We start from the raw sequence: 21002 nt of genomic DNA, 5'->3' as shown, positions 1-21002 counted from the left end.
CAGGCCCACCGGGTTCACGACTGCGCGAGCCAGGTGAGTGCGGCCACGACGAGTGCTTCCACGCCCGTGCTCAGGGTGGGCTCGACCACGGGGGCGAAGTGGGGGGAGTGGTTGCTCGGCAGCTCGTCCAGCCGGTCTTCCTGGAGTGCGACGAGAACCGTTTCGGTGTCCAGGCCACCCCAGAACCAGAAGACGGTCGGCACGTCGAGCACCTCACCGAACACGCCCACGTCCTCGCTCGCGTTCACCTGAGGCATCGTCATGATCCGCTGCTGCCCGAAGTGCTCCGCGAACGCGGCGACCGTGGTCCGGGTCGCCTCAGGATCGCTGACCAGCGCCGGCGCGGCGCCGGTCCAGTCGAACTCCGGCGGCTGTGCGGCGCCACTCGCCTGCGACTCCGCGGTGGCGATGCGCTCGATGGCGTTGCGGACCTTGTCGCGGATCGCCGGGGTGAAGGTGCGGACGTTGATCCCCAACTCCGCCTTGTCGGGGATGATGTTGTCCTTCGTACCCGCCTGCAGGCGACCCACGGTCACCACGGCGGTCTCTGCCGGAGGCACCTCCCGCGCGACGATTCCCTGCAACCGCGTGACCACGTTGGCCGCCATGAGCACCGGGTCGACGGACGCCTCGGGCCGGGATCCATGGGCGCCGCGACCGTGCAGGGTGAGGTCGAGGGAGTCCGCGGCAGCCATCACCGGGCCCGTGCCGTAGCCGATGACCCCTGCGGGCAGCGGACCGACGTGCTGGCCCAGCACGATCTCGGGCTTGGGGAACCGCTCGAAGAGTCCGTCGTCGACCATCCCGCGTGCGCCGACCGCGAGCTCCTCAGCCGGCTGGAACACCACCAGCAGTGTGCCGCGCCACTGGTCACGCGAGCGCGCGAGCAACATGGCGGCACCGGTCAGGCAGGCGGCGTGCATGTCGTGACCGCACGCGTGCATCACCGGTACGTCGCGGCCCTCGTGATCGACGCCTCGCGCCTGGCTGGCGTAGGGGAGTCCGGTCTTCTCCTCCACCGGCAGCGCGTCGAAGTCCGCGCGGAGCATGACCACCGGTCCCTCGCCGTTGCGCAGGACCCCGACCACGCCGGTGAGGCCGATTCCTTCGGCCACCTCGTCGAAGCCAGCCTCGCGCAGGCGCTTCGCCAACAGTGCGGCGGTGCGTGTCTCCTGGAGCGAGAGCTCGGGATTTCGGTGCAGGTCCTTGTAGAAGGCGGCGAGTTCATCGCGGATCGCCGGCAGTTGCTCGGTCACCGTCTTCGACATGGCTACCTGACCTCTCTGAGTACCGTTGTGGGTACCGTAACTCCGCACGCCAGGACACGTGCCGCCCTCCTGGCAGGTGGCGCCGACCGCCGCACGTGCCATGGGGTTTGTGCCGGGTTTCCGGTGGCGGGCAGACCCTGCCGCTGGGCCCGGGCGGGGGCCCGGCGGCTCACCGGACTCATCTCACGTCCTGACCCGAGGAACGTGTCCGCCGTGTCAGGGCTTCCAGTCGCCCACGCGGTCCAGACGGCGGAGCTGCTGGCGGGCGGTGGGTACGTCGAGGGCCTCGCCGCGTGCGGTGAGGCGGTCCGCGACCGCGGTGCGGTGTCCGGCGGACTTGTGGTCGTCGTACTTGAACTTGGCGACCACGTCGATGACGTCCAGGCGCAGCCCGCGGATGCCGGGCAGCATGCGGCCGTACGGGGGCTGGTCCACCAGTACGGGTGCGTGGTCGCCGTCCGGCTGGAAGTGGGCGAGCTGGCGGCGCAGGAGTTCTGCCTTGGCCTCGGGGGCGTCGACGATGTGAGCCTGGCAGGTGAACTGGACGGCCGCGTAGTAGCTGGTGGGGACGCCGTCGGTGGGTGTCGTGTCCGGCTTGGCGCGCCAGGGGCCGGGGATGAAGGCGTAGTCACCGACGACGGTGAACGTGACGTTCGGGTCGTGCTCGATCGCCTCCCATACCGGGTTGGGGCGGGCGAAGTGGATCAGGAGCTGATTGCCGTCGCCGGTGAAGTGGGTGGGGACGACCACGGGGGCCCGGCCGGGAAGGCCGTTGACGCCGAGCTGGCCGAAGTCGTGGCCGTCGGCGATCCACGCCTGCCATTCGCCCTCGTCCAGCGCGGCGTCCCAGGGTTGGACGAACATGCTCTTCTCCTTGGGGTGGTGAACCGGTTCAGGTGAGGGCGAGGAGGCTGACCGCGACGGCCGCGGTGCCCAGGCCGACGAGCTGGCCGCGGTGGATGCGTTCGGCGAGCACACTCCGGGCGAGCAGCACCGTGCCGACAGGGTAGAGGGCCGTGATCACGGCGACGACGGTGAGGTCTCCGCTGCGGACGGCGATGAGGAACAGCAGGTTCGCCACCGAGTCCAGCACGCCCGCGGCGGCCGACATGGCGTAGGCGGGTTTCTCGCGGCCGAGCCTGCGGCGCAGGACCCCGGCGGCGGTCAGGGTGACGGCTGTCGAGACCGCCCGGCCGACGATGAGCGGGGCCACGCCGCTGTCCGCCGGTGCCTGGTGCAGGAAGACCAGCTGGAGGGCGATCGCGGCGCCCGCGCCGAACGCCAGCAGCAGCGCGGTGCGCGACGGACGCGACGAGCCCGCGCCGTGCCCGGCGCTGACCAGTACGACGGCGATGAGCGCGAGCGGCAGGCCGAGCAGCCCCGTCGTGCCCAGCCGCTCGCCCTGTATCAGTCCCACGCCGACAGGCAGCGCGGCGGACACCAGCGCGGTGACCGGGGACAGCACGTTCATCGGGCCGAGGGCCAGGGTCTTGTAGAGCAGCGCGAACGCGACCGCGGAGGCCACGCCGGAGGCGGCGCCCCAGCCGATGGCGCCCGGGTCGAACGACGCGCCGAGCACGGGCCACAGCAGCAGTTCGACCGCGAGGCTGGCCGGTGCGGCGACCATCACGGTGCGCAGCACGTGCGCCTTGCGGGCACCGAGGCCGCCGAGGAAGTCGGCGCAGCCGTAGGCGAGTGAGCTGCCCAGAGCCAGCAGCAGAGCGATCACGGGTACATCCCTTAGTCTTTCAGTGGAACGACTAAACTGTACAGTGAACCGACCGTGCTATGTCAACCAACCGACCGGATGGTGCATTGCAGTGGTCCACCGGCGAGGATGGTGATCGGATGGCCGAGGCAGAGGACGCCCTGCGCACGCTCGCGCACAACGTCAGGGCGGCCCGTACCCGAGCGGGTCTGTCCCTGGACGAGCTCGGACGACGCGCCAAGGTCAGCAAGGGAGCCCTGGTCGGACTGGAGAAGGCCCAGGGCAACCCGAACTTCGCCACGCTGGTCCGGCTCGCCGACACCCTCGGCGTCTCGGTGTCCGCGCTGATGGAGGGACCGGCCGAAGGGCGCGTCCGCGTCGTGACCGCCGGCGCCGTGATGCCGCTGTGGACGGGGGAGCGGGGCAGCGAGGCCCGGCTCATGCTGACGACCTCGGGCCCCGCCCCGGTCGAGGTCTGGCGCTGGCAGCTGACACCCGGCGACGCATACCCGAGCCACCCCCACCAGGCCGGAGTCGTCGAAACCGTCAGCGTCACGGTCGGAGAGATGATCCTCGAGGTCGATGGCGTCGAGCATCTTGTGGAAGCGGGACAGACGGCCACCTTCGACGGCAACGCCCGCCACACCTACCGCGGTTCGGGCACCGAGACGTGCCACCTCATCATGACCGTCCACCTGCCGCCCGGCCCCGCGGGCACCCTCTGACGACCGCTGAGTCAGAGGGTGCCGAAAGCGCAACGCCATGCGGGTGGCGCGACGACAGGTGACTGCTCCGGAGGGCGCGGGCCGGGGGCGGCCTACGACGCGCCTCGGCCCAGGGTGCGGGTCCGCGTGAGGATCTCGCGCAACTCCCCTACAGGGAGCTTCGGTTGACGGTCCGCCGAGAACAGGCCGTTGATCTCCTGCTCCGTGTCGGTGAACTGTGTGAAGCAGAAACCGGCGAGCCCGGAGTCCACCGCGGCCTCCACCAACCCGGCCAGCCGCTCGGCGAAGTCCTCCTTCGTGCTCACGGTGTCGTAGCCGAACCACTCGGCGCCCTCGGCCGGTTCGAAGGTGGCCCCGCCGAACTCACTCAGTACGACAGGCTGCCCGTGGTGGCGTACGCCGTCCAGAAGGAGCCGCTTGGCACCCGGCCACTGCTCGACGATCTTGCCCTGCCGCATCGAGGAGTGCCCGTAACGCTCGCGCAGCACCAGCGAGTCCTGCGTGTAGTCGTGCACTCCCCAGATGTCGGCGGCGGAGATCTCCCAGCCGTCGTTGGAGACGGCCGGGCGTGACGGGTCGAGGGCTTTGGTGAGGTGGTAGAGGCTGTCCATGAAGTGCCGCTGGGCGGGGACGAGCGCCGGGTTCGGGACGGACCAGGACTCGTTGACCGGAACCCACGCGACGATCGACGGGTGGCTGAGGTCGCGGGCGATCGCCTCGGTCCATTCGCCGACGACCCGCTCGACGGTCTGCGCGCCGAACGCGTAGGCCGACGGCATCTCCTCCCAGAGCAGCAGCCCCAGCCGGTCGGCCCAGTAGAGGAAGCGCGGATCCTCGATCTTCTGGTGGATGCGCAGCCCGTTGAGGCCGATGGACTTGGCCAGTTCGGCGTCGCGGCGCAACGCGTCGGACGGGGCCGCAAGATGGGAAGCGGGCCAGTAGCCCTGCTGGAGAGCGAATCGCAGGAAGTACGGCTTGTGGTTGAGCAGGAAGACGCCGTCGTCCCAGCCGATGTCGCGCAGCCCGAGGTAGGAGGTGACGCGGTCGACGGGGGTGTCGTCGGCAGCGTCGTTCAGCGTCACGGTCGCGTCCACGAGATGCGGCCGGTCGGGGCTCCAGAGCAGGTCGTCGAGGTCCTGAGCGTGCCGAAGGGCCGCTACGGCGACATCGAACTCCGTCTCCTGCCCGTCGGTCAGCGTGCGCTGTTCGGCGAGCACCCGCTCGCCCTGGGTGAGGCGCACCGTGACGGTTGTCGGCCGCTTCGGCCACTGGCTGAGCCGGATCCGGCAGTGGACGCGGGCGTGGGCGACGTCGGGGGTCCAGTGCAGGACCGTGATGTGCTCGTCCGGGACGTCCTCCAGCCACACCGGCTGCCAGATGCCTGAGGTGCGGTGATACCAGATGACGTGCGGATCGCGTCGCCAGTCCTGCTTGCCGCGAGGTTGCGCGGCGTCGAGCGGCTGGTCCTCGGCCCGGACGACGACGGTCTGCTCCCCGTCCTGGAGGACGGCGTCGGTGAGATCGCAGGAGAAGCCCGTGTGGCCGCCTTCGTGACGTCCTACGAGCTGTCCGTTCACCCACACCTCGGCCCGGTGGTCGACCGCGCCGAAGTGCAACAGGAGGCGTCGGCCCGGAGCCGGCCGGGTGACCTCGATCGTGCGCCGGTACCAGAGCACGGGGTGGAAGGAGGTGTCTGCGATGCCCGATGCCTCGGACTCGGGCGGGTACGGCACGGTGATGGTGGCGGTGAACGGCTCGGTGGTGTCCGGGTCCATCCAGCGGCCGGAGCGGCCACGGTCCGTGTCGTCGTGGGTGAACTGCCACGGACCGCTGAGGTCACGCCAGTCGGGGTCACGGACGAGCTGCGGCCGGGGGTGGCCGGCGGCGTCCAGGTGCGGGTACGGCATGCGAGAACTCCGGTGGTTCGTGCGTGAGTGCGGGAGGCGGGGCGTCACCGCGGGTCAGCCCGCGGGGGAGCGGAGCTCCACGGCCGTGGCGGCGAACGCCAACGGCCCGGGCAGCAGCGGCGTCAGCAGGGGAATCGACCAGGCGAGGAGCACGCTCAGGAGCACGGCGCCGGCGAGCAGGAGAGTGCCGCGCGGGTCGGCGACGCTCCGGAGGAATCCCTCCCGCGCGGACAGCCGGTGCGGGGTCTCGAGCGCCGTCGCGCGCAGTCCCACGACCGTGGCTCCCAGCGTGAGCAGCGCCAGCACGGGCAACAGGACGGCCGCTCCGGGCAGCGAACTGCGCAGCAGCGCCGCGTCGATCAGGAGGACCGGCGCGAGCAGCGGAGGAACGCACCCGGCGGCCAGCACCCGAGCGGTCAGGTGTGCGCGCAGGTGCCCGACGTACGTACCGGCACTGACCGGGAGGCCATGACAGGCGGACTGGCGGAGGGTGGCAGAGGCGGCGGCGAACGCGGCGGGTGCCGTGACGACCGGGAGGCAGGCCGCGGTGGAGAGCAGGCCGACCAGGAGGACGTCGGCGAAGAGGGAGAAGCTCGGCCCGAAGACCTCGCCGGGCTCCCGGCGATCGCGGTGGGAAGCGGTGGGCGCGTGGGTCATGGCGGATCAGCCCTTCAGCCCGGAGGTGGCCATGCCCTGCACGAGATAGCGCTGGAAGACGAAGAAGAACAGCACGATCGGCAGGACCGAGATCACCGACATGGCGAACATGGGCCCGTACGCGGAGGTGCTGGACTGGTCGACGAAGCTGCGCAGGGCGAGTGTGATGGTGAACTTCTGCGGCGCGAACAGATAGATCATCTGCGTGAAGAAGTCGTTCCACGTCCAGATGAACGTGAAGATGGCGGTGGTGATCAGCGCGGGCCGGGTCAGGGGGAGCGTGATCGACCAGTACGTGCGGAAGGCTCCGCAGCCGTCGATGCGCGCGGACTCCTCCAACTCGCGCGGGAAGCCGCGCATGAACTGGACGATGAGGAAGACGAAGAAGGCCTCGGTGGCGAGGAACTTGGGCAGGACGAGCGGCCAGTAGGTGTCCACCATGCCGAGCCGGTTGAAGATGATGTACTGCGGGATCAGGACGACGTGGTGCGGCAGCATCAGCGTCGCCACCATGAAGGCGAACATCACCTTGCTCATGCGGAAGCGCAGCCGGGCGAACGCGTAGGCGGCCAGGGAACAGGACAGGACATTGCCCACGACGGCGCCGACCGCGATCAGCAGGGTGTTGCCGAGCAGCCGTGTGACGCTGATGCCCGAGACCCCGTCCAGGGCGGTCGTGTAGTTCGACCACTCCAGGTGGCTGGGCCACAGGTCGAGGCTCGTCACCACCTCGTCGGCCGGCTTGAGCGACGTGGCGAGGAGCCAGGCCAGCGGATACAGCAGTACGAGCAGACAGACGGCCGCGACCGTGTGCGGCAGCCACCGCTTCGTGGCGATGTTCATCGCCCCTCCTCGTCCGCGTAGAAGACCCAGGACCGGGAGGTCCGGAAAAGGATCAGGGTGATCGCGGCGATGGCGATCAGCAGCATCCAGGCCATCGCCGCCGCGTAGCCCATGTGCGAGGCGGTGAAGCCGCGTTCGTACAGGTAGAGCGTGTAGAACATGGTCGAGTCGGCGGGGCCGCCCTTGCCGCCGCTGATGACGAAGGCCGGCGTGAAGACCTGGAAGGAGTTGATGATCTCCAGCACCAGGTTGAAGAAGACGACCGGGGACAGCATCGGCACGGTGATGGAGACGAACTGCCGCCGGCGGCCCGCGCCGTCGAGCGCCGCGGCCTCGTAGAGATCGGGCGAGATCTGCTGAAGGCCTGCAAGGAAGATCACCATGGGAGCCCCGAACTGCCACACCGTCAGCAGGACGATCACGTAGACCGCGAGGTCGGGACTGCCCACCCAGCCGCCGGCGTGAAGTCCGACCGAGTCCAGAACGTCGGACACCGTGCCGCCGTCGTTGAACAGCGCGCGCCACACCAGGGCGATGGACATGCTCGCCCCGAGCAGGGAGGGCGCGTAGAACGCGGAGCGGTAGAAGGCCCGGCCGCGGTTGAGGTTCTTGAGCAGCGTCGCCACGGCGAGGGCGAGGCCCAGCTTCAGCGGAACGGCGACGACGACGTACAGCATCGTGGTGCCGACCGAACGCCAGTAGCGGGGGTCGTCGGTGAGCATCTCTGTGTAGTTGCGCAGGCCCACCCAGTGCGGCGGGTCGAACAGGTTGTAGTCCGTGAAGGACAGGTACAGGGAGACGGCCATCGGCACGAGGGTCAGGACGAGCGCGCCGATCATCCACGGGGTGAGGAACACGTAGGCGGGCCACTGCCGCTCACGCACCGGGCGGCGCCGCCGGGCCGACGGCTTCTGGTCCGTGGTGGGGGTGGGGCGCGCGGGCGCCCTGGTCGACACAGTGCTCATGACCTCAGCTCCCGGTCGGCCTCGTCGATGAGTTCGCGCGCCGCCTGGCGTGGTGTGGCCAGGCCGTACATCACGCGTTGGTATGCGCGGATGAACGCGGTCTGGACCGCGACATCGCCCCGTGGCGGTGCGGTGGGCGGGGCGTCCAGTCCGTACCTCTCCATGGTCTGCGCGTACTCGTAGATCTCCCGTTCGGGGCCCTTGAGCGTCTTGGCGACGCGGGCGGCGATCTTCCGGTTGGGCGGGGTGGAGCGGGAGAAGGCGAGGATGTCGCCGGCCCTTTGGTCGTTGAGGAGGAAGTCGACCAGCTGGGCCGCTTCCTCGGGGTGTTCGCTGTGCGCTCCGATGCCGATGAGCATGCTCGGCTTGAAGTACGCGCCCTGGCGGCCGTTCGTCGTGGGGACCGGTGCGAAGTGGACGGAGTCCCCGAGCAGGACCGGGTAGCTGGGGAACGGCGCGTCCCACGTGAAGTCGGCGGCGGCGAGGCCACGGCCGATCGGGCTCGTCTCGGTGCTGTTGGCCTGCACGGTGTCCCTGGCCTGGGCGATGGCGCCTTCCCGGCGGAGCCGGTCGCAGAACGTCCAGAACTCGGTGAGGTCGTCCTCGGTGAACCCGAGTTCGGTCTGGCTGGCGTAGAGCTGCCCGCCGCGGCTGCGCAGCCAGGTCTCGAACACGTCCTCGTTGCCCCCGCCGTCGTTGGCACCTGTGTAGGGGCGGCCGTCGGGGGACTTCATTCCGAGCGCGGCGATCCTTTTGTTGGCCTTCTCCCAGTCCCGCCAGGTCCAACTGGGCTTCGGTGTGGGGATGCCGGCCTTCTTGTACACGGCGGCGTCGTAGGCGTAGCCGGTGATGCCGCGGCCCATGGGGAGGGCGTACTGCCCTCCCTTGTACGTGCCGGTGCGCAGGAAGTCCCTGCTCATCTCGGACGTCCGGATCGTCTTGTCCTTCATGGCGTCGTCCAGTGACATCAGCGCGCCCCCGCCCGCGTACTGCGACACCTGCCGGTAGTCGAGCTGGGCCACGTCGGGCATGCCGCCGCCGGCGGCCTGGGTGGCCAGCTTCTGCAGGTAGGCGCCGAAGTCCCCGCTCGACGTGCGGACGGTGACGCCGGGGTGTTCCTTCTCGAAGAGCCGCACCGCCTGCTCGGTGCGCGCCGCACGGTCGTCGTTGCCCCACCAGGAGAAGGTGAGGGTGACGCCGCTCGATGTACTGCCGCTCGCGGTGGAGCAGGCGGAGAGAGTGGAGGTCAGCGCGGTACTGAGGCCGACGGCGGCCGCGGCCAGGACGGCCCGGCGGGGGAGTGGGCGCCGGCCGCTTCGGGGCTCGGGCATGGGGGCCTTCCAGGGGACGGTGCGTGGACGGAGGGGGGAGGGGGCGGGCCCGGAGGGCTGGAGGTCAGATGCCGAGGTAGACGTCCAGCCGGCCGCACATGCCGAAGCGTCCGCGAGCGGTGGGCCCGGTCGCTGTCACCCTGGCCCGGTCGAGGTGTCCGGCGTCCTTCGTGCGCAGGGAGGCGAGTTGGGCCCCGGTCGCCGCCGCCGCGGCGTGGGCGCCGTCCTTCCACCGCTGCTCCCACGCGTCGAGGCGCGGGTGGATCAGCTCGGCGGCGGCCCGCTGGAACGCCGCCAGCGGTTCCGGATCGCCGTTCTCGGTGGCTTCGCGCAGTTCCAGGAACCGACGGGTGGCCAGATCGCGCCGCGTGCGTGCGGCCTCCACCTGTTCGGCCTCGGGGACGTCGGCGGGGATACGGACCGCGCTCGCGTAGGTCTCGGCGTCGGTGAGGAGGTCCTGGGGGAGGGTGAGCACCGCGTCGCCCGCTTCGGGCAGGCCGCTGTTCTGCATCACGACGGTGATCTGGAGGCCGCCGTCGTTGGTGAGGCGATGGATCGTGCCGGGCGTGAACCAGGCCACGGTGCCCGGCTCCAGAGGTGTCTCCTCGTAGCCGGAAGTGGTCAGGGTCTGCACCGAGCCCCGGCCGGCCGTCACCACGTAGCCCTCACTGCACGTGAGGTGCAGATGAGGGGTGCCGCCGCCGGGCCGGCCGTCGACCGTGGGCCAGTCGTAGACGGTCAGCCGGGACACGCCCACCGCCGCCGGGAAACCGTCGTAGGCCGGGCTCACCACGCGTGTCCCCCGAGGTGCGCGGCGACCTGCTCGCGGTCCCAGGCGCCGTCGGCGACGGTCACGCGGTAGCTGCGGGTGAGTGTGTCGCCGGGGGCGAGGACGAGTTCCTCGTGGAAGGCCCAGGACGGCGCGACCGCGGCGAACGGGTCGCTGCGCACGAACCAGTGCGCCGGATGGGTGCCCTTGTCGCCCGCGTGGTCGTTGGCGGGGGCGTGCTCGAAGACGACCGTGGCGTGGCCGTCGCGCCCGTCGTGCTCGCCCACGTACGCCAGCCAGGGAGCTTGACTGCCCATCAGGTCGCCGCCGTCCGCTTCGGCGGTGAAGACCCGGCCGTCGCGGAAGGCCCGCGGTCCGCGCCAGAACAGGCCGGTGTATCCGGCGGCCGGGCGGCCATGGGTGGTGGGGCTGCCGAAGCGCAGCGGCTCGTCGCGCCGGTTGGTGACGGCCGACGTCCAGGTCAGCGACCAGCTGCCGGTGTCCGCGTCCACGTCGCGCACCTCGATGCGCCGTTCCTCGTCCGCCCACAGCTCCTTGTCGTGCGGGTGCCAGGTCAGTCGCTCGGCGATGACGGCGCGGCCGTCCGCGGCACAGACCTCCTCGAAGGCGACGTGGGCCATCGAGCCGACCTTCTCGGGCAGGGCGAGGTAGCCGTCGCCGTGCACGTAGGTGTTGCCGCCCCAGAGGTTCTGGCCCGACAGGTGGGAGGCCGTCAGCTGCAGTCCCTTGTGCCACCGGTGGTCGTTGGGGCGGTAGTCGGTGACGACCGCGCCGGACAGGGTGCGGATCGGGTGCAGATACGGCTTGGGGGCCTCCCAGGCCGCTTCGGGCCGGTACACGTAGGCGAGGAGCTCGGTGCCGGTGTCCGTGTGGGCGACGGTGATGCGGTCGCCGTGGGCATGGGTGAGTGCGAGCGTCATGCGGGGTCCTCTTCCTGGTCGGGTCCGGCCGGCGCCCAGCCCGGGGCGTCGCCGTGCAGGGCGGTGTAGTAGGGGTCGCCGGGGCCTATGTCACCGGCGCGGACGGGCGCGTCGGTGAACGCGGACTTGTACAGAGCGGAGATGAACTCGAGCGTGCGGCGTCCGCCGGCGCCGCTGGTGGCGTGGCGCCGTCCGGCCCTGATGTCGGCGACGAGCGCCCGCAGTTGGGCGAGGTGTGAACTGGGCTCGTCCTCGCCGAAGTCGTGCCAGCCGGTCACGGTCTCCTCGGGGACGCCGGGAGCGGGCGTGATGCGCCAGTCGGCGTTGCGGTAGCCGTACAGGTGCGTCAGCTCGATGGTCGCGAGCTCGCAGTCGATACGGATGCGGCTGACCTCGTCGGGGCTGAGCACGCTGTTGACGACCGTGCCGACCGCGCCGTCGGCGAACCGGATCTGGGCGGTGGACACGTCCTCGGTCTCCACGTCGTGCACGAGGCGGGCCGCCATGCCGCGCACCTCGGTCCACGGTCCCATCAGGTCGAGCAGCAGATCCGTCTGATGGATGCCGTGCCCCATGGCCGGGCCGCCGCCCTCGGTCGCCCAACGGCCGCGCCACGGAACGGAGTAGTAGGCGGTGTCCCGGTACCACGTGGTCTGGCAGTGCGCGACCAGCGGGCGGCCGAACGCGCCCTCGCGCAGCAGGCGGCGCACGTGACGGGCGCCGGAGCCGAATCGGTGCTGGAAGACGATCGACGCGTACGGGTCCCCGTCACCGCCCTTCTCCTCCGCCTCCACGGCGTCGTAGTCGGCCAGCGACGGACACGGCGGCTTCTCGCACCACACCCAGGCACCGGCTCGCAGGGCCGCGACGGACTGTTCGCGGTGCACGGCGGGCGGGGTGCACAACACCACGAGGTCCGGACGGACTTCGGCGAGCATCGCGTCGAGATCCGTGGACGCGTGGGGGATCCGGAAGGCGTCGGCGAACGCGCGGACCGCGGTGTCGTCCACGTCGACCACGGCCACGACGTCCGTCTCCCCTTCCGCGGCCAGCGTCCGCAGGGCGGGCAGATGGCTGGACCGTGCGATACCCCCTGCGCCGACGACGGCCGCGCGCAGCGGACGGTGGGGACGATCTGGAGACATGGGGACCCTCTCGAGAGGCGGATGGCAAGCGCTTGCCATGAAGTGGTTCCAACGTTGTAACCGCCGCGTGTCCGCAGGGTCAACCCCCTCGTCGGGAAAGAGTTCCAGGCGGTCGGAACACTGGTGACGCGTGCTCACAAGTGCATAATCTGTGGGGACTTCGAGTACGGGGGTTGACCAGTGGCTGCAGTGACACTCAAGGATGTGGCGGAGCGCGCGGGCGTATCGATCAAAACCGTGTCCAACGTTGTACGCGACGCGCCGAAGGTGTCGGAGACGACGCGGACGCGGGTGATGCGCGCCGTGGCGGAACTCGGATACCGGCCCAATCCGTCGGCGCGAAGACTCAGGACCGGGCGCAGCGGTCTGATCGCGCTGGCCGTCCCGGACCTCGCGACGCCCTACTTCGCGGAGCTCGCGCACCACGTGAGAACAGAGGCCGCGGCGCTGGGATTCACCGTCCTGATCGAGGAGACGCTGGGGGACGCCGAGGAGGAGCTGCGCCTGGCGACCGGCGTCGGCGCGTCGTTGCTGGACGGCGTGATCCTGTCGCCGCTGCACGTCTCACCCGACGAACTCGCCTCCGTCGCGGACGAGTTCCCGCTGGTGCTGCTCGGTGAGCGCAGTTACGAACGCGATCGCGTCGTGGCCGACCACGTCCTGATCGACAACGTCGCCGCGGCGCGCGAGGCCACCGCGCATCTGGCCGGTCTCGGCCGCACGAGGATCGCCGCCATCGGCGTCGACCGGCCGGCGTCCGCGACCAGCCGCCAGCGCCTGGAAGGATTCCACATCGCCCTGCACGAGGCCGGGTTGACCTACGACCCGAGGCTTACGCCGCACGTGGCGGAGTTCGACCGTCGCAGCGGACTCCTGGCGATGCGCACCCTGATCGGCCTGCCGGCGGATGCGCGGCCCGACGCGGTCTTCTGCTTCAGCGACCTGCTGGCGATCGGAGCCCGACGAGCCGCGTTCGAAGCGGGCCTGCGCATCCCCGAAGACATCGCCCTGGCGGGCGTCGACGGATCCGAGGAGGGCCGCTACGGCACGCCCTCCCTCACGTCGGTGGTTCCCGACAAGGCCGCGATCGCCTCCCTGGCCGTGAAATGCCTTGCGACCCGCATCCGCGCGGACGAGGCCTCGCCTTTCGAGGTGCACGTGGCCCCCTACTGGCTGGACGTGCGGGAGTCCACGAGCGGTGAGCGACAGCAGCTGACCACCCCCTGAAGGGCCCTGCCTGCGGCCCGCAGGTGCGGGCCGCAGGCGCCGAGCACAGGGTGGGAGCCGGTGCGCGAACGGGCCGTTCTAGGAGCGGGCCTCACCCATGAGTCACCCGCACCGGCCCGAAGGACACGGCGGTCTGCGGCCCGTCGGCCCACCGCACCCGCAGCTCCCCGTCGTGGAAGGCCACCTCGGACACCGCGTCGGCGAGCGGCGCGCCCGGCTCGTCGGCGCTCAACGACGCCAGCGCCACGAACACCGCCGTTCCCTCGGCCGTGCCCGAGAGCCGCGGCACCCGCACCCACGGCTCGTAGGCCGTCCCCTGAGGCGCACGCACCTCGTCACGCTCGCCCCATCCGTACAGGCCGTGCAGTTGCGAGCTCAAGGCGTCCGAGGCCCATCCGGTGAGCGTGACCCCCGCTCCGTGCGGCGCCCCCACGACCCGGTTCACCCGCAACTCGTACCGGCCCCGGGCCACGGTCACGCTCTCCACCCGCAGCCCCGGCACCATCGGCGCGCCCGAGGCGAACACCGGAAGGTGCGAGGAAGCGGCCCAGCCCCACCCCTCGCCCTGCCCCGCGCCCAGCGGGCGGATGCGGCGCCGCGCGCTCGCGACGCCGGCTACCACGACCGACAGATGGTTGTCGGCGACGTTCGTCCGGGACGTCGGGCCTGTGTGGGTCGAGTACGCGTGACGGCCGTAGAGCGGGTCCTCCTGCGCGGCCGACTCCGCTTCGTGCGGCCGGACATGGTCGCTGCCGTGGTTGTGGAGCCGTACGATCCCGTCGGCCTGCGTCGACTGGACGAGCAGACCCGGCGCGGGCAGCGCGAGTACCCGGTCCGGGCCCTCGCTCGGAGCCGGCTCCTCCGTCGCCGTCCACAGCGGGTCGTCCTCCGGCGCGAGCAGCGACACGAACCCCTTCGACGCCCAGTACGGGGACGCCGGCCCCGAATAGGTCTGCAGCGTCGCGTCGTGCGGGCCGTGCCAGCCAAGGCTCAGCAACCCGTCGTCCGTCACTCCGCCCCGGTCGAGGAAGTAGCGCAGATTCGCGCTGATGAGGCGGCGTGACGTGCCGGGTGTCAGCGGGGTGTGGCCGGTGACGGCGCCGATGCCGACCGCCGCCGACGCCGCGAAGCGGTAGGTCAGCGAACGCCCGAAGTGGATAGGCGCCCCGTCGGCGCCGAAGAGCAGCGAGAACCCCTCGAGGTGCTCGCGCAGCCGCGGCCCGAACCGCGCGGCCAGCGCGGTGTCCCCGGACAGGTGCGCGTGCAGCAGGGGATAGAGGTGCAGCGCCCACCCGTTGTAGTGGTCGAAGGCCCGCCCGTCGCCGTCCGCGTACCAGCCGTCGCCCCGGTACCACGTCTCCATCAGCCCGAGCGCCCGCTCCATGGCGCGCGTCGTGGCCTCGTCGCCGCGGCCGACCGACTCCAGGAACGACGCCACCGTGAAGGGGAACAGATACCAGTTGTTGGGCGCCGGCGTGTGGTCGATGGCCCCGCGCAGCCAGGTCTCCGCCCGGTCCTGCACGTCGCCGTCGAGCTGGTCCCACAGCCACGGCCGGGTCAGCGACAGACCGAGCGCGACGGACGCCGATTCGACCATCGGCTGGCCCTGCACATGGTGGTCGAGGATCAGCGGCCAGGACTCGGCGTCGTCCCGGCCGGGCGTCCGCGTGCCCGCCGTCAGGCCCTGCGCGTACCGCTCCAGCCAGCCGTGCGGGTCCTTTCCGCCGGCGCCCGCGACCCGGAAGCCCGCCGCCAGGAACGTACGGGCGAAGCCTTCGAGGCCGTCCGAGCGGACCCCGGAGCCCGAGGGGCGGCCCGGCAGGTCGAGCAGGGCGCCCCCGGGTGTCGCCCAGCGCCACGCGGCACCGAGCAGCCCGTCGGCGACGGCCTCCCAGTGCGTGCGCGTGAACCCGGTGACCGGGCTCAACTCGCAATTTTCTTCAGGCAGTTCGAACGGGATGGTCATGCGAGGAACGCCAGCCTTTCGCGTCGTACGGGATGGGCGAAGCCCTCGCCCGCGGCCCACCGGGCCACCTCGCCGACGGCCGTGTCGGCGAGGCGTTCCCACTCGTTGCCCTGGGAACCCGCGAGGTGGGGGGTGATGAGTGCGTTCGGGCAGTCCCACAACGGGTGGGTCGCGGGCAGGACCTCGGGGTCCGTCACGTCGAGGACAGCGCCGATGCGGCCCGCGCGCACCACGTCGGTGAGCGCGTCCTGATCGACCACGGCGCCGCGCGAGGTGTTGATGAGGGTGGCCCCTGGACGCATGGCGCCGAGCAGCTCCCGGCTCACGAGACCGCGCGTGGCCGGCAGCAGCGGAGTGTGGACGCTCAACAGGTCGCTGCGCGCGAAGAGTTCCGAGAGCTCCACCCACTCGACGCCCAGTTCGGCGGCCTCCGCCCCGGTGACGTACGGGTCGTGCAGCAGCACCTCGAAGTCGAAGGGACGCAGCAGCTCGATCACCCGGCGGCCGATCAGCGACGCGGACAGCAGGCCCACCGTTCGACGGTAGTTGCCCACTTCTCGCGTGGTCAGCAGCCAGTTGTCGCGCTCTCGGGTCCGCCGGAAGTCGCCGGCCCGTTCCAGGACGTTCTTTCCGTGCAGCAGGATCATCGCGAGGGTGTACTCCGCGACCGGCAGCGCGTTGGCCGCGGCCGCCGACGACACCTCGACGCCCCGCTCCCAGCAGGCGTCGGAGACATGCCCCCGCACCGAGCCGGCCGCGTGCACCACGGCCTTGAGACGCGGAGCCGCTGCCAGGACGTCCGTGTCGAGCCGCGGACAGCCCCAGCCGGTGACCAGCACCTCGGTGTCGGCGAGGACCTGCTTGGCGCGTGCGGTCGTCAGGTCGTCCAGGACGGGCAGTGGCGCCAGGTCGCACACCTCCGCGAGCGCGGCCACGGACCGCGGCGTGAAGACGGCCGCCGCGGCCTGGGGGGACATGGCCAACGCCACGCGGGGCTTGCTCACTTGACCGCCCCCGCCGTCAGGCCGGACCGCCAGAAGCGCTGGAGGAAGACGAACGCGAGGACGAGAGGAAGGACCGCCAGGAGCGAACCCATGATCACCACCGGATAGTACTCGGGCGAGACGGTCGCCTGGCTGTTCCACTGGAACAGGCCCAGGCTGACGGGATAGAGCCGCTGGTTGGACAGCATCACCATCGGCAGGAAGAAGTTGTTCCATATCGCGGTGAGCTGGAACAGGAAGACCGTGATCAGGCCGGGACCGAGCATCCGCAGCGAGACGCGGACGTATGTCGTCAGCTCACCGGCGCCGTCGACGCGGGCCGCCTCCAGGACCTCGTCGGGTACGTAGCCCTGCGCGAAGATCCGGCCGAGGTACACGCCGAACGGGTTGAACAGGACCGGGATGAACACCGACCAGAACGTGTTCACGACGCCCGTCGCCGAGGCGATCAGGTACAGCGGCAGCGCGAGCACCGTCTGCGGCACCATCACCGCGGCCAGGACGAGCCCGAACAGCTTCTCCTTGTGCCGGAAGTGGTACTTGTCGAAGGCGTAGCCGCAGGCGACGCTGATCATCGCGCCCAGCGCGGCGCCGAGCACCGCGTACAGCAGGCTGTTGCCGTACCAGCGGCTGTAGAGGCCGCCGTCCATCGCGAACAGGTCCTTGACGTTCTGGACGAACGAGAAGTCCTTGAAGGAAAGGATGTTGCTGCTGAACAGCGCGTCGCGGGACTTGCCCGCGGCGAGCACCAGCCACAGCGCCGGCAGCATGGTGTAGAGGACGGAGATCGCGACGACGACGTTGACGGTCGTCCGGCCCAGCAGACGGGGACGCAGCAGGGCGGACCTGCTCAGCTCGGCAGTGGTCATCGGGCGCTCTCCTCGGCCGAGTTGACGCGGTTGGTCCAGCGGGTGACGCCGTAGGAGACGGCGATGGTGATGATGAGGAGGATCACCGACGCGGCGGCCGCGAGCGAATAGTTGTTGCGGCTGAACGCCGCGTCGTAGATGTACATGCTCGGCGAGAACCGCGCATCGACGACCTGCGAGCCCGCGCGCAGCAGCATCGGTTCCGTGAACAGCTGCAGCGCCCAGATCAGGGTGAACATCGCGACCATGACGATCGAGGAGCGCACGAGGGGTGCCTTCACCTGGAGCGCGGTGCGCACCGGACCCGCCCCGTCGACCACCGACGCCTCCAGGACCTCCCGGGGGACCGCTTGCAGGGCCGCGTAGAAGACGACCATGTTGTAGCCGAGGTTGCTCCACAGCGCGATGTTCACGATCGACGGGATCGCGGTGTGCAGGCCCAGGAAGTTGACGGTGATGTCGGCCTTGCCGAGCACGTCGATGATCGGGCTGATGCCGGGGGTGTAGAGGTACAGCCAGATCAGCGCGGCGATGATGCCGGGCACCGCGTGCGGCAGGAACAGGCCGAGCTGGGCCCAGGAACGCAGCCGTACGACACCCGAGTCGAGCAGCAGCGCCAGCGCCAGCGAGCCGATGGTCATCACCGGGATGTAGATCAGGCAGTACAGCGCGACGGTGCCGAGGCCGGACAGGAACGACGGGTCCGTGAGGACTGCGGCGTACGAGCGCAGGCCGACGAAGACCGTGCGCTCCGGGCCGAAGCCGAGGCCCGGCTGGTCGTCGCTGAAGAAGCTCAGCCAGACGGCCGTGCCGACCGGGATCAGGAAGACGAGCGTGAGCAGTACGAAGAACGGGGCCATCAGGACGCCCGCGGCGCCGCCCCGGCGGCGCCCCGCCGCACGCTGCGCCTTGCGCCGGGAGTTGTCCGCCTCCCGTGGGGGAGCCGCCGCCGTGGCGGGGACCTGGGTTGTCGCGGTCATGGGACTCACCTGCCTTTCGGGATGCGGGCGTTCATGTGGAGTGCTGGGTGGTCTTGAGGCCGAGCGCCTTGAGGTCGGGCATCGTGCCGTCCTGGGCCGCGCGCATGGAGGACTCGATCGTCCCGGAGCCCGCCGCCGCCCGTGCGAAGGCGTCCGACATGACCTGCCCGGTCGCGGTCATCCGGGGGCCCCAGACCCAGCCGTCGCTGACCTTCTGGGCCTCCTGCTCGAACAGCTCGTAGATGTCCTGCCCGCCGTAGTACGAGCGGTCGAAGGCCGCGCGTCCCACCTTGATCAGCTCGGTCGCGGCCGGGTACTGGCTGCTCGCGCCGCTGGACAGCCGGGCCTTGAGGGCGTCGGGGTGCGAGACCTGCCACTCGATGAACTCCATCGCGGCCTCGGGGTGCCTGCTGTCCTTGGTGATCGCGAACGTCGAGCCGCCCTGGGTGCCGAGCGCCGGCTTCGAGGGGTCCCACTGGGGCTGGGGGGCGATCCGCCACAGTCCCTTCTGCTGGGGGCGGGCGTTCATCTGCGCTCCCGCGTCCCAGGCGCCACTGTGCCGGGTCAGGACGAGGCTGTTGCCGACCTGGGCGTCGGCCTCGCGGCTGTTGGGGGGATTGACGTAGACGAGGTCCTCGTCGATGAGCCGCTGCCAGTACTTGGAGACGCGGCGCGTGGGGGCGTCGGCGAGGGACACGTTCCAGGCGCCCTTCGAGGTGTCGAACCAGTGCGCGCCGGCTCCCCAGCACCAGGCCGAGAACTGGCCCATGTCCGTGGAGAAGAAGGTCACCCTGCGCTTGTCGCCGGTGCGGCGGACGGCGCGGGCCAGGTCGGTGTACTCGTCCCACGTGGTGGGGATCTCGAGGCCGTACTTGTCGAACAGGTCCTTGCGGTAGTGCAGCACCATCGGCTCGACGTCCAGGGGCACGCTGTACGTACGCCCCTCGAATGTCGTCAGGCCGAGCGCCTGCGGCAGCAGCTTGGCCTTGAGCTTGTCGCTGATCACGTCCGTGATGTCCCGGGCCACACCGTCGATCGCGTAGCCAGGGACCTGCGGGTACTCGATGGTGGCGACGTCGGGCGCGTTGCCCGCGCGAGCCGCGTTGCTGAGCTTGAGATATCCGCCGGAGGTGCCGGAGGGTATCTGCTCGAATGCGACCTGGATGTGGTCGTGCGTCTTGTTGAACTCGTCCACCACTTCCTGGCTGCCGCGCAGGGCGGACCAGAACGTGATGGTGGTCTTGCCTTTGGTTCCGGACTTACTGGTGCTCTGCGACGCGCTGTCGTTCCCGCTGCAAGCGCTCAGGGCGCCCGTCAGGGGCAGCGCGGTGATCGCGGCGAGCACCGATCGACGGCTCTGTCGACCAGGCATGGGCGCCTCCCGCGGCTCCTGCGTGTTCGAGTCACGGGAATCCTGATCGGCTGACTGGACCTGGTCAATAGATCGATCAGAAGAAAATTAAACGGTCAAACGCTCATTGTGAAGCGGAGGTTGCGCCGGAGGTTCCTGTGGCATCGGACGCCTGCGCATCCGCGGCGCCCGGGGCCTGGGTCGAACCGCGCACCTGCAACGTGGGCAACAGCTCCAGGCGCCGCGCCGGCCCACCCCCGAGGACCGGCGACCGTCCGTCGAGCCGACGCAGGAGCATCTGGGCCGCCGCCCGGCCCACCTCGGCCTTCGGCGGCGAGACGGCCGAGAGCGGGGTGCTGCCGAGACCCGCCACCACGTCGTCATACGCGATCACGGAACAGTCCTCCGGGACCCGCACTCCACCGTCACGCAGCGACTGCACCAGCATGAGCGCGTCCACATCACCGTGCAGCACGGCCGCCGTGGCCCCCAACTCGGCCAACAGCGAAGGGAGGTCGATCGGTTTCTCGGCCGTCTCCGCAGCCGGGTCGGGCGCCGCCCCGGGCGAGCTGAGCGCCACCGCCCACTTGTCCACGTCCGGATGGTCCGCGGCGATCTCGACGAACGCCGCGCGCAGGGCACGGGCGGTGGGGCTGTCGTCCCTCGCGGCGAGCACGATGCGCCGGTGGCCGAGCCCGGTGAGATGCGCGACGGCGAGATGGATGCCGTACCAGTGATCCGTACAGACCGTGTCCACGGCGTGCAGCGCGCTGCCGCGCCGGGGCCTGCGCTCCATCACGACCGCGGGCACCGGCAGGCGCGCGAGCCAGGCGTAGTCGGCCTCCTCCGTGGTCCTGCTGCGCCAGCGCGGAGCGATGAGCAGTCCGCGGGCGCCGGCGGCCAACGCCTGTTCCACAATGGGCTGCTCGGCTCCCGCGACGGCCGGCGCGATGTGCAGCGCGATGCGGATCCCCGCCTCTTCGAAGGCGGTCCGGGCGCCGTGCAGCGCCTCGTACAGGTACGAGTGGCGCTCGGGAACGACGACCGCGACCGGACCGCCGTCGGCCGTCGGTTCGACGGGGACGGCGGCCCGTCCCGGCTCGGGCAGCACCGGGCGGGCGACGCCGTGCCCACGGCGCAGTTTGCCCTCCCTGGCGAGTTCCTCGACATCGCGGCGCAGGGTCACCACCGACACGGCGAGCTCCGCGGCGAGATCGCTCACCCGTGTCGCCCCGCGCGACTGCACCACGGCGAGAATCCGCTGCCGCCTGAGATCGACCGGCTCACGCATGCTGATGGCCCCCTCGACACCCGCTGTTCGTTTGAGCGCTTCCGTGAACGCTTCG

At 70.7% G+C, this 21002-nt stretch carries 19 protein-coding genes; 2 read left to right on the top strand and 17 right to left on the bottom strand.

The features are described 5' to 3' along the window. Positions 1 to 14: 14 nt before the first annotated feature. The 3 genes from ACFC96_RS34395 to ACFC96_RS34385 all read right to left on the bottom strand — a co-directional run bounded on the left by ACFC96_RS34395 (position 15) and on the right by ACFC96_RS34385 (position 2997). On the bottom strand, positions 15 to 1268 hold the full coding sequence (locus ACFC96_RS34395) for an amidohydrolase (RefSeq protein ID WP_376261180.1): 1254 nt from the start codon (positions 1266 to 1268) through the stop codon (positions 15 to 17). 216 nt (positions 1269 to 1484) lie between these two features. After that, positions 1485 to 2132: an FMN-binding negative transcriptional regulator gene (locus ACFC96_RS34390; protein ID WP_376615874.1), complete on the bottom strand. Its 648-nt coding sequence runs from the start codon at positions 2130 to 2132 to the stop codon at positions 1485 to 1487. A gap of 28 nt (positions 2133 to 2160) precedes the next feature. Continuing rightward, complete coding sequence (locus ACFC96_RS34385; RefSeq protein ID WP_376615872.1) at positions 2161 to 2997, bottom strand: EamA family transporter; 837 nt, start codon at positions 2995 to 2997, stop codon at positions 2161 to 2163. Positions 2998 to 3116: 119 nt separating this feature from the next. On the opposite strand from ACFC96_RS34385, the gene ACFC96_RS34380 reads away from it, so the two are divergent. Continuing rightward, positions 3117 to 3701 (top strand): XRE family transcriptional regulator, encoded by a 585-nt coding sequence (locus tag ACFC96_RS34380; RefSeq protein ID WP_340456991.1) that lies wholly within the window; start codon positions 3117 to 3119, stop codon positions 3699 to 3701. A gap of 92 nt (positions 3702 to 3793) precedes the next feature. Here the strand turns inward: ACFC96_RS34380 and ACFC96_RS34375 are convergent, their stop codons facing one another. From ACFC96_RS34375 to ACFC96_RS34340, 8 genes are all read right to left on the bottom strand, one after another. Next, on the bottom strand, positions 3794 to 5608 hold the full coding sequence (locus tag ACFC96_RS34375; RefSeq protein WP_376615870.1) for a sugar-binding domain-containing protein: 1815 nt from the start codon (positions 5606 to 5608) through the stop codon (positions 3794 to 3796). A 54-nt stretch (positions 5609 to 5662) separates the two neighbouring features. Beyond that, on the bottom strand, positions 5663 to 6265 hold the full coding sequence (locus ACFC96_RS34370) for a hypothetical protein (protein ID WP_376615868.1): 603 nt from the start codon (positions 6263 to 6265) through the stop codon (positions 5663 to 5665). Positions 6266 to 6271: 6 nt separating this feature from the next. Continuing rightward, a complete protein-coding gene (locus ACFC96_RS34365; protein WP_376615866.1) occupies positions 6272 to 7108 on the bottom strand; it encodes a carbohydrate ABC transporter permease in 837 nt (278 codons plus the stop codon). After that, entirely contained in the window at positions 7105 to 8073 is a 969-nt protein-coding gene (locus ACFC96_RS34360) for a sugar ABC transporter permease (protein ID WP_340456997.1), read from the bottom strand. The genes ACFC96_RS34365 and ACFC96_RS34360 overlap by 4 nt, the downstream gene beginning before the upstream one ends. After that, positions 8070 to 9404 (bottom strand): ABC transporter substrate-binding protein, encoded by a 1335-nt coding sequence (locus ACFC96_RS34355; protein WP_376615864.1) that lies wholly within the window; start codon positions 9402 to 9404, stop codon positions 8070 to 8072. The genes ACFC96_RS34360 and ACFC96_RS34355 overlap by 4 nt, the downstream gene beginning before the upstream one ends. A 64-nt stretch (positions 9405 to 9468) precedes the next feature. Further along, positions 9469 to 10194: a cupin domain-containing protein gene (locus ACFC96_RS34350; protein ID WP_376263655.1), complete on the bottom strand. Its 726-nt coding sequence runs from the start codon at positions 10192 to 10194 to the stop codon at positions 9469 to 9471. Further along, complete coding sequence (locus tag ACFC96_RS34345) at positions 10191 to 11114, bottom strand: PmoA family protein (RefSeq protein WP_376615862.1); 924 nt, start codon at positions 11112 to 11114, stop codon at positions 10191 to 10193. The genes ACFC96_RS34350 and ACFC96_RS34345 overlap by 4 nt, the downstream gene beginning before the upstream one ends. Further along, a complete protein-coding gene (locus ACFC96_RS34340) occupies positions 11111 to 12259 on the bottom strand; it encodes a Gfo/Idh/MocA family protein (RefSeq protein WP_376615860.1) in 1149 nt (382 codons plus the stop codon). Before ACFC96_RS34340 ends, ACFC96_RS34345 begins: the two co-directional genes overlap by 4 nt. A 180-nt stretch (positions 12260 to 12439) precedes the next feature. On the opposite strand from ACFC96_RS34340, the gene ACFC96_RS34335 reads away from it, so the two are divergent. Continuing rightward, positions 12440 to 13486 (top strand): LacI family DNA-binding transcriptional regulator, encoded by a 1047-nt coding sequence (locus ACFC96_RS34335; protein ID WP_376615858.1) that lies wholly within the window; start codon positions 12440 to 12442, stop codon positions 13484 to 13486. A 91-nt stretch (positions 13487 to 13577) separates the two neighbouring features. Here ACFC96_RS34335 and ACFC96_RS34330 read toward each other — a convergent pair whose 3' ends face one another. From ACFC96_RS34330 to ACFC96_RS34305, 6 genes are all read right to left on the bottom strand, one after another. Continuing rightward, the gene (locus ACFC96_RS34330) at positions 13578 to 15452 is read right to left on the bottom strand and encodes a DUF2264 domain-containing protein (protein ID WP_376615856.1); all 1875 of its coding nucleotides are present in this window, start codon (positions 15450 to 15452) and stop codon (positions 13578 to 13580) included. After that, the gene (locus ACFC96_RS34325; protein ID WP_376616021.1) at positions 15449 to 16429 is read right to left on the bottom strand and encodes a hydroxyacid dehydrogenase; all 981 of its coding nucleotides are present in this window, start codon (positions 16427 to 16429) and stop codon (positions 15449 to 15451) included. The genes ACFC96_RS34330 and ACFC96_RS34325 overlap by 4 nt, the downstream gene beginning before the upstream one ends. Positions 16430 to 16452: 23 nt before the next feature. After that, positions 16453 to 17325 carry a carbohydrate ABC transporter permease gene (locus tag ACFC96_RS34320; RefSeq protein ID WP_340457006.1) on the bottom strand — a complete coding sequence of 291 codons (873 nt, stop codon included), beginning with the start codon at positions 17323 to 17325 and terminating at the stop codon, positions 16453 to 16455. Beyond that, positions 17322 to 18305: a carbohydrate ABC transporter permease gene (locus ACFC96_RS34315; protein ID WP_376615854.1), complete on the bottom strand. Its 984-nt coding sequence runs from the start codon at positions 18303 to 18305 to the stop codon at positions 17322 to 17324. The genes ACFC96_RS34320 and ACFC96_RS34315 overlap by 4 nt, the downstream gene beginning before the upstream one ends. Before the next feature lie 31 nt (positions 18306 to 18336). Beyond that, on the bottom strand, positions 18337 to 19677 hold the full coding sequence (locus tag ACFC96_RS34310; protein ID WP_376263672.1) for an ABC transporter substrate-binding protein: 1341 nt from the start codon (positions 19675 to 19677) through the stop codon (positions 18337 to 18339). A gap of 103 nt (positions 19678 to 19780) precedes the next feature. Further along, on the bottom strand, positions 19781 to 20947 hold the full coding sequence (locus ACFC96_RS34305; RefSeq protein WP_376615852.1) for a substrate-binding domain-containing protein: 1167 nt from the start codon (positions 20945 to 20947) through the stop codon (positions 19781 to 19783). Positions 20948 to 21002: the final 55 nt, after the last annotated feature.

It is taken from the genome of Streptomyces sp. NPDC055955 (assembly GCF_042270245.1).
GTDB lineage: Bacteria > Actinomycetota > Actinomycetes > Streptomycetales > Streptomycetaceae > Streptomyces.
Note: the sequence above shows the minus strand (reverse complement) of the source record. Positions and strands in the feature narration are given on the sequence as shown.

What these genes read in the sequence shown, in the direction of transcription:
- ACFC96_RS34380 (WP_340456991.1), top strand. Translation starts at nt 3,117, where the DNA reads ATGGCCGAGGCAGAGGACGCCCTGCGCACGCTCGCGCACAACGTCAGG.
- ACFC96_RS34345 (WP_376615862.1), bottom strand. Translation starts at nt 11,114, where the DNA reads ATGACGCTCGCACTCACCCATGCCCACGGCGACCGCATCACCGTCGCC.
- ACFC96_RS34390 (WP_376615874.1), bottom strand. Translation starts at nt 2,132, where the DNA reads ATGTTCGTCCAACCCTGGGACGCCGCGCTGGACGAGGGCGAATGGCAG.
- ACFC96_RS34305 (WP_376615852.1), bottom strand. Translation starts at nt 20,947, where the DNA reads ATGCGTGAGCCGGTCGATCTCAGGCGGCAGCGGATTCTCGCCGTGGTG.
- ACFC96_RS34365 (WP_376615866.1), bottom strand. Translation starts at nt 7,108, where the DNA reads ATGAACATCGCCACGAAGCGGTGGCTGCCGCACACGGTCGCGGCCGTC.
- ACFC96_RS34325 (WP_376616021.1), bottom strand. Translation starts at nt 16,429, where the DNA reads ATGTCCCCCCAGGCCGCGGCGGCCGTCTTCACGCCGCGGTCCGTGGCC.
- ACFC96_RS34360 (WP_340456997.1), bottom strand. Translation starts at nt 8,073, where the DNA reads ATGAGCACTGTGTCGACCAGGGCGCCCGCGCGCCCCACCCCCACCACG.
- ACFC96_RS34330 (WP_376615856.1), bottom strand. Translation starts at nt 15,452, where the DNA reads ATGACCATCCCGTTCGAACTGCCTGAAGAAAATTGCGAGTTGAGCCCG.
- ACFC96_RS34340 (WP_376615860.1), bottom strand. Translation starts at nt 12,259, where the DNA reads ATGTCTCCAGATCGTCCCCACCGTCCGCTGCGCGCGGCCGTCGTCGGC.
- ACFC96_RS34310 (WP_376263672.1), bottom strand. Translation starts at nt 19,677, where the DNA reads ATGCCTGGTCGACAGAGCCGTCGATCGGTGCTCGCCGCGATCACCGCG.
- ACFC96_RS34395 (WP_376261180.1), bottom strand. Translation starts at nt 1,268, where the DNA reads ATGTCGAAGACGGTGACCGAGCAACTGCCGGCGATCCGCGATGAACTC.
- ACFC96_RS34375 (WP_376615870.1), bottom strand. Translation starts at nt 5,608, where the DNA reads ATGCCGTACCCGCACCTGGACGCCGCCGGCCACCCCCGGCCGCAGCTC.
- ACFC96_RS34370 (WP_376615868.1), bottom strand. Translation starts at nt 6,265, where the DNA reads ATGACCCACGCGCCCACCGCTTCCCACCGCGATCGCCGGGAGCCCGGC.
- ACFC96_RS34315 (WP_376615854.1), bottom strand. Translation starts at nt 18,305, where the DNA reads ATGACCGCGACAACCCAGGTCCCCGCCACGGCGGCGGCTCCCCCACGG.
- ACFC96_RS34355 (WP_376615864.1), bottom strand. Translation starts at nt 9,404, where the DNA reads ATGCCCGAGCCCCGAAGCGGCCGGCGCCCACTCCCCCGCCGGGCCGTC.
- ACFC96_RS34320 (WP_340457006.1), bottom strand. Translation starts at nt 17,325, where the DNA reads ATGACCACTGCCGAGCTGAGCAGGTCCGCCCTGCTGCGTCCCCGTCTG.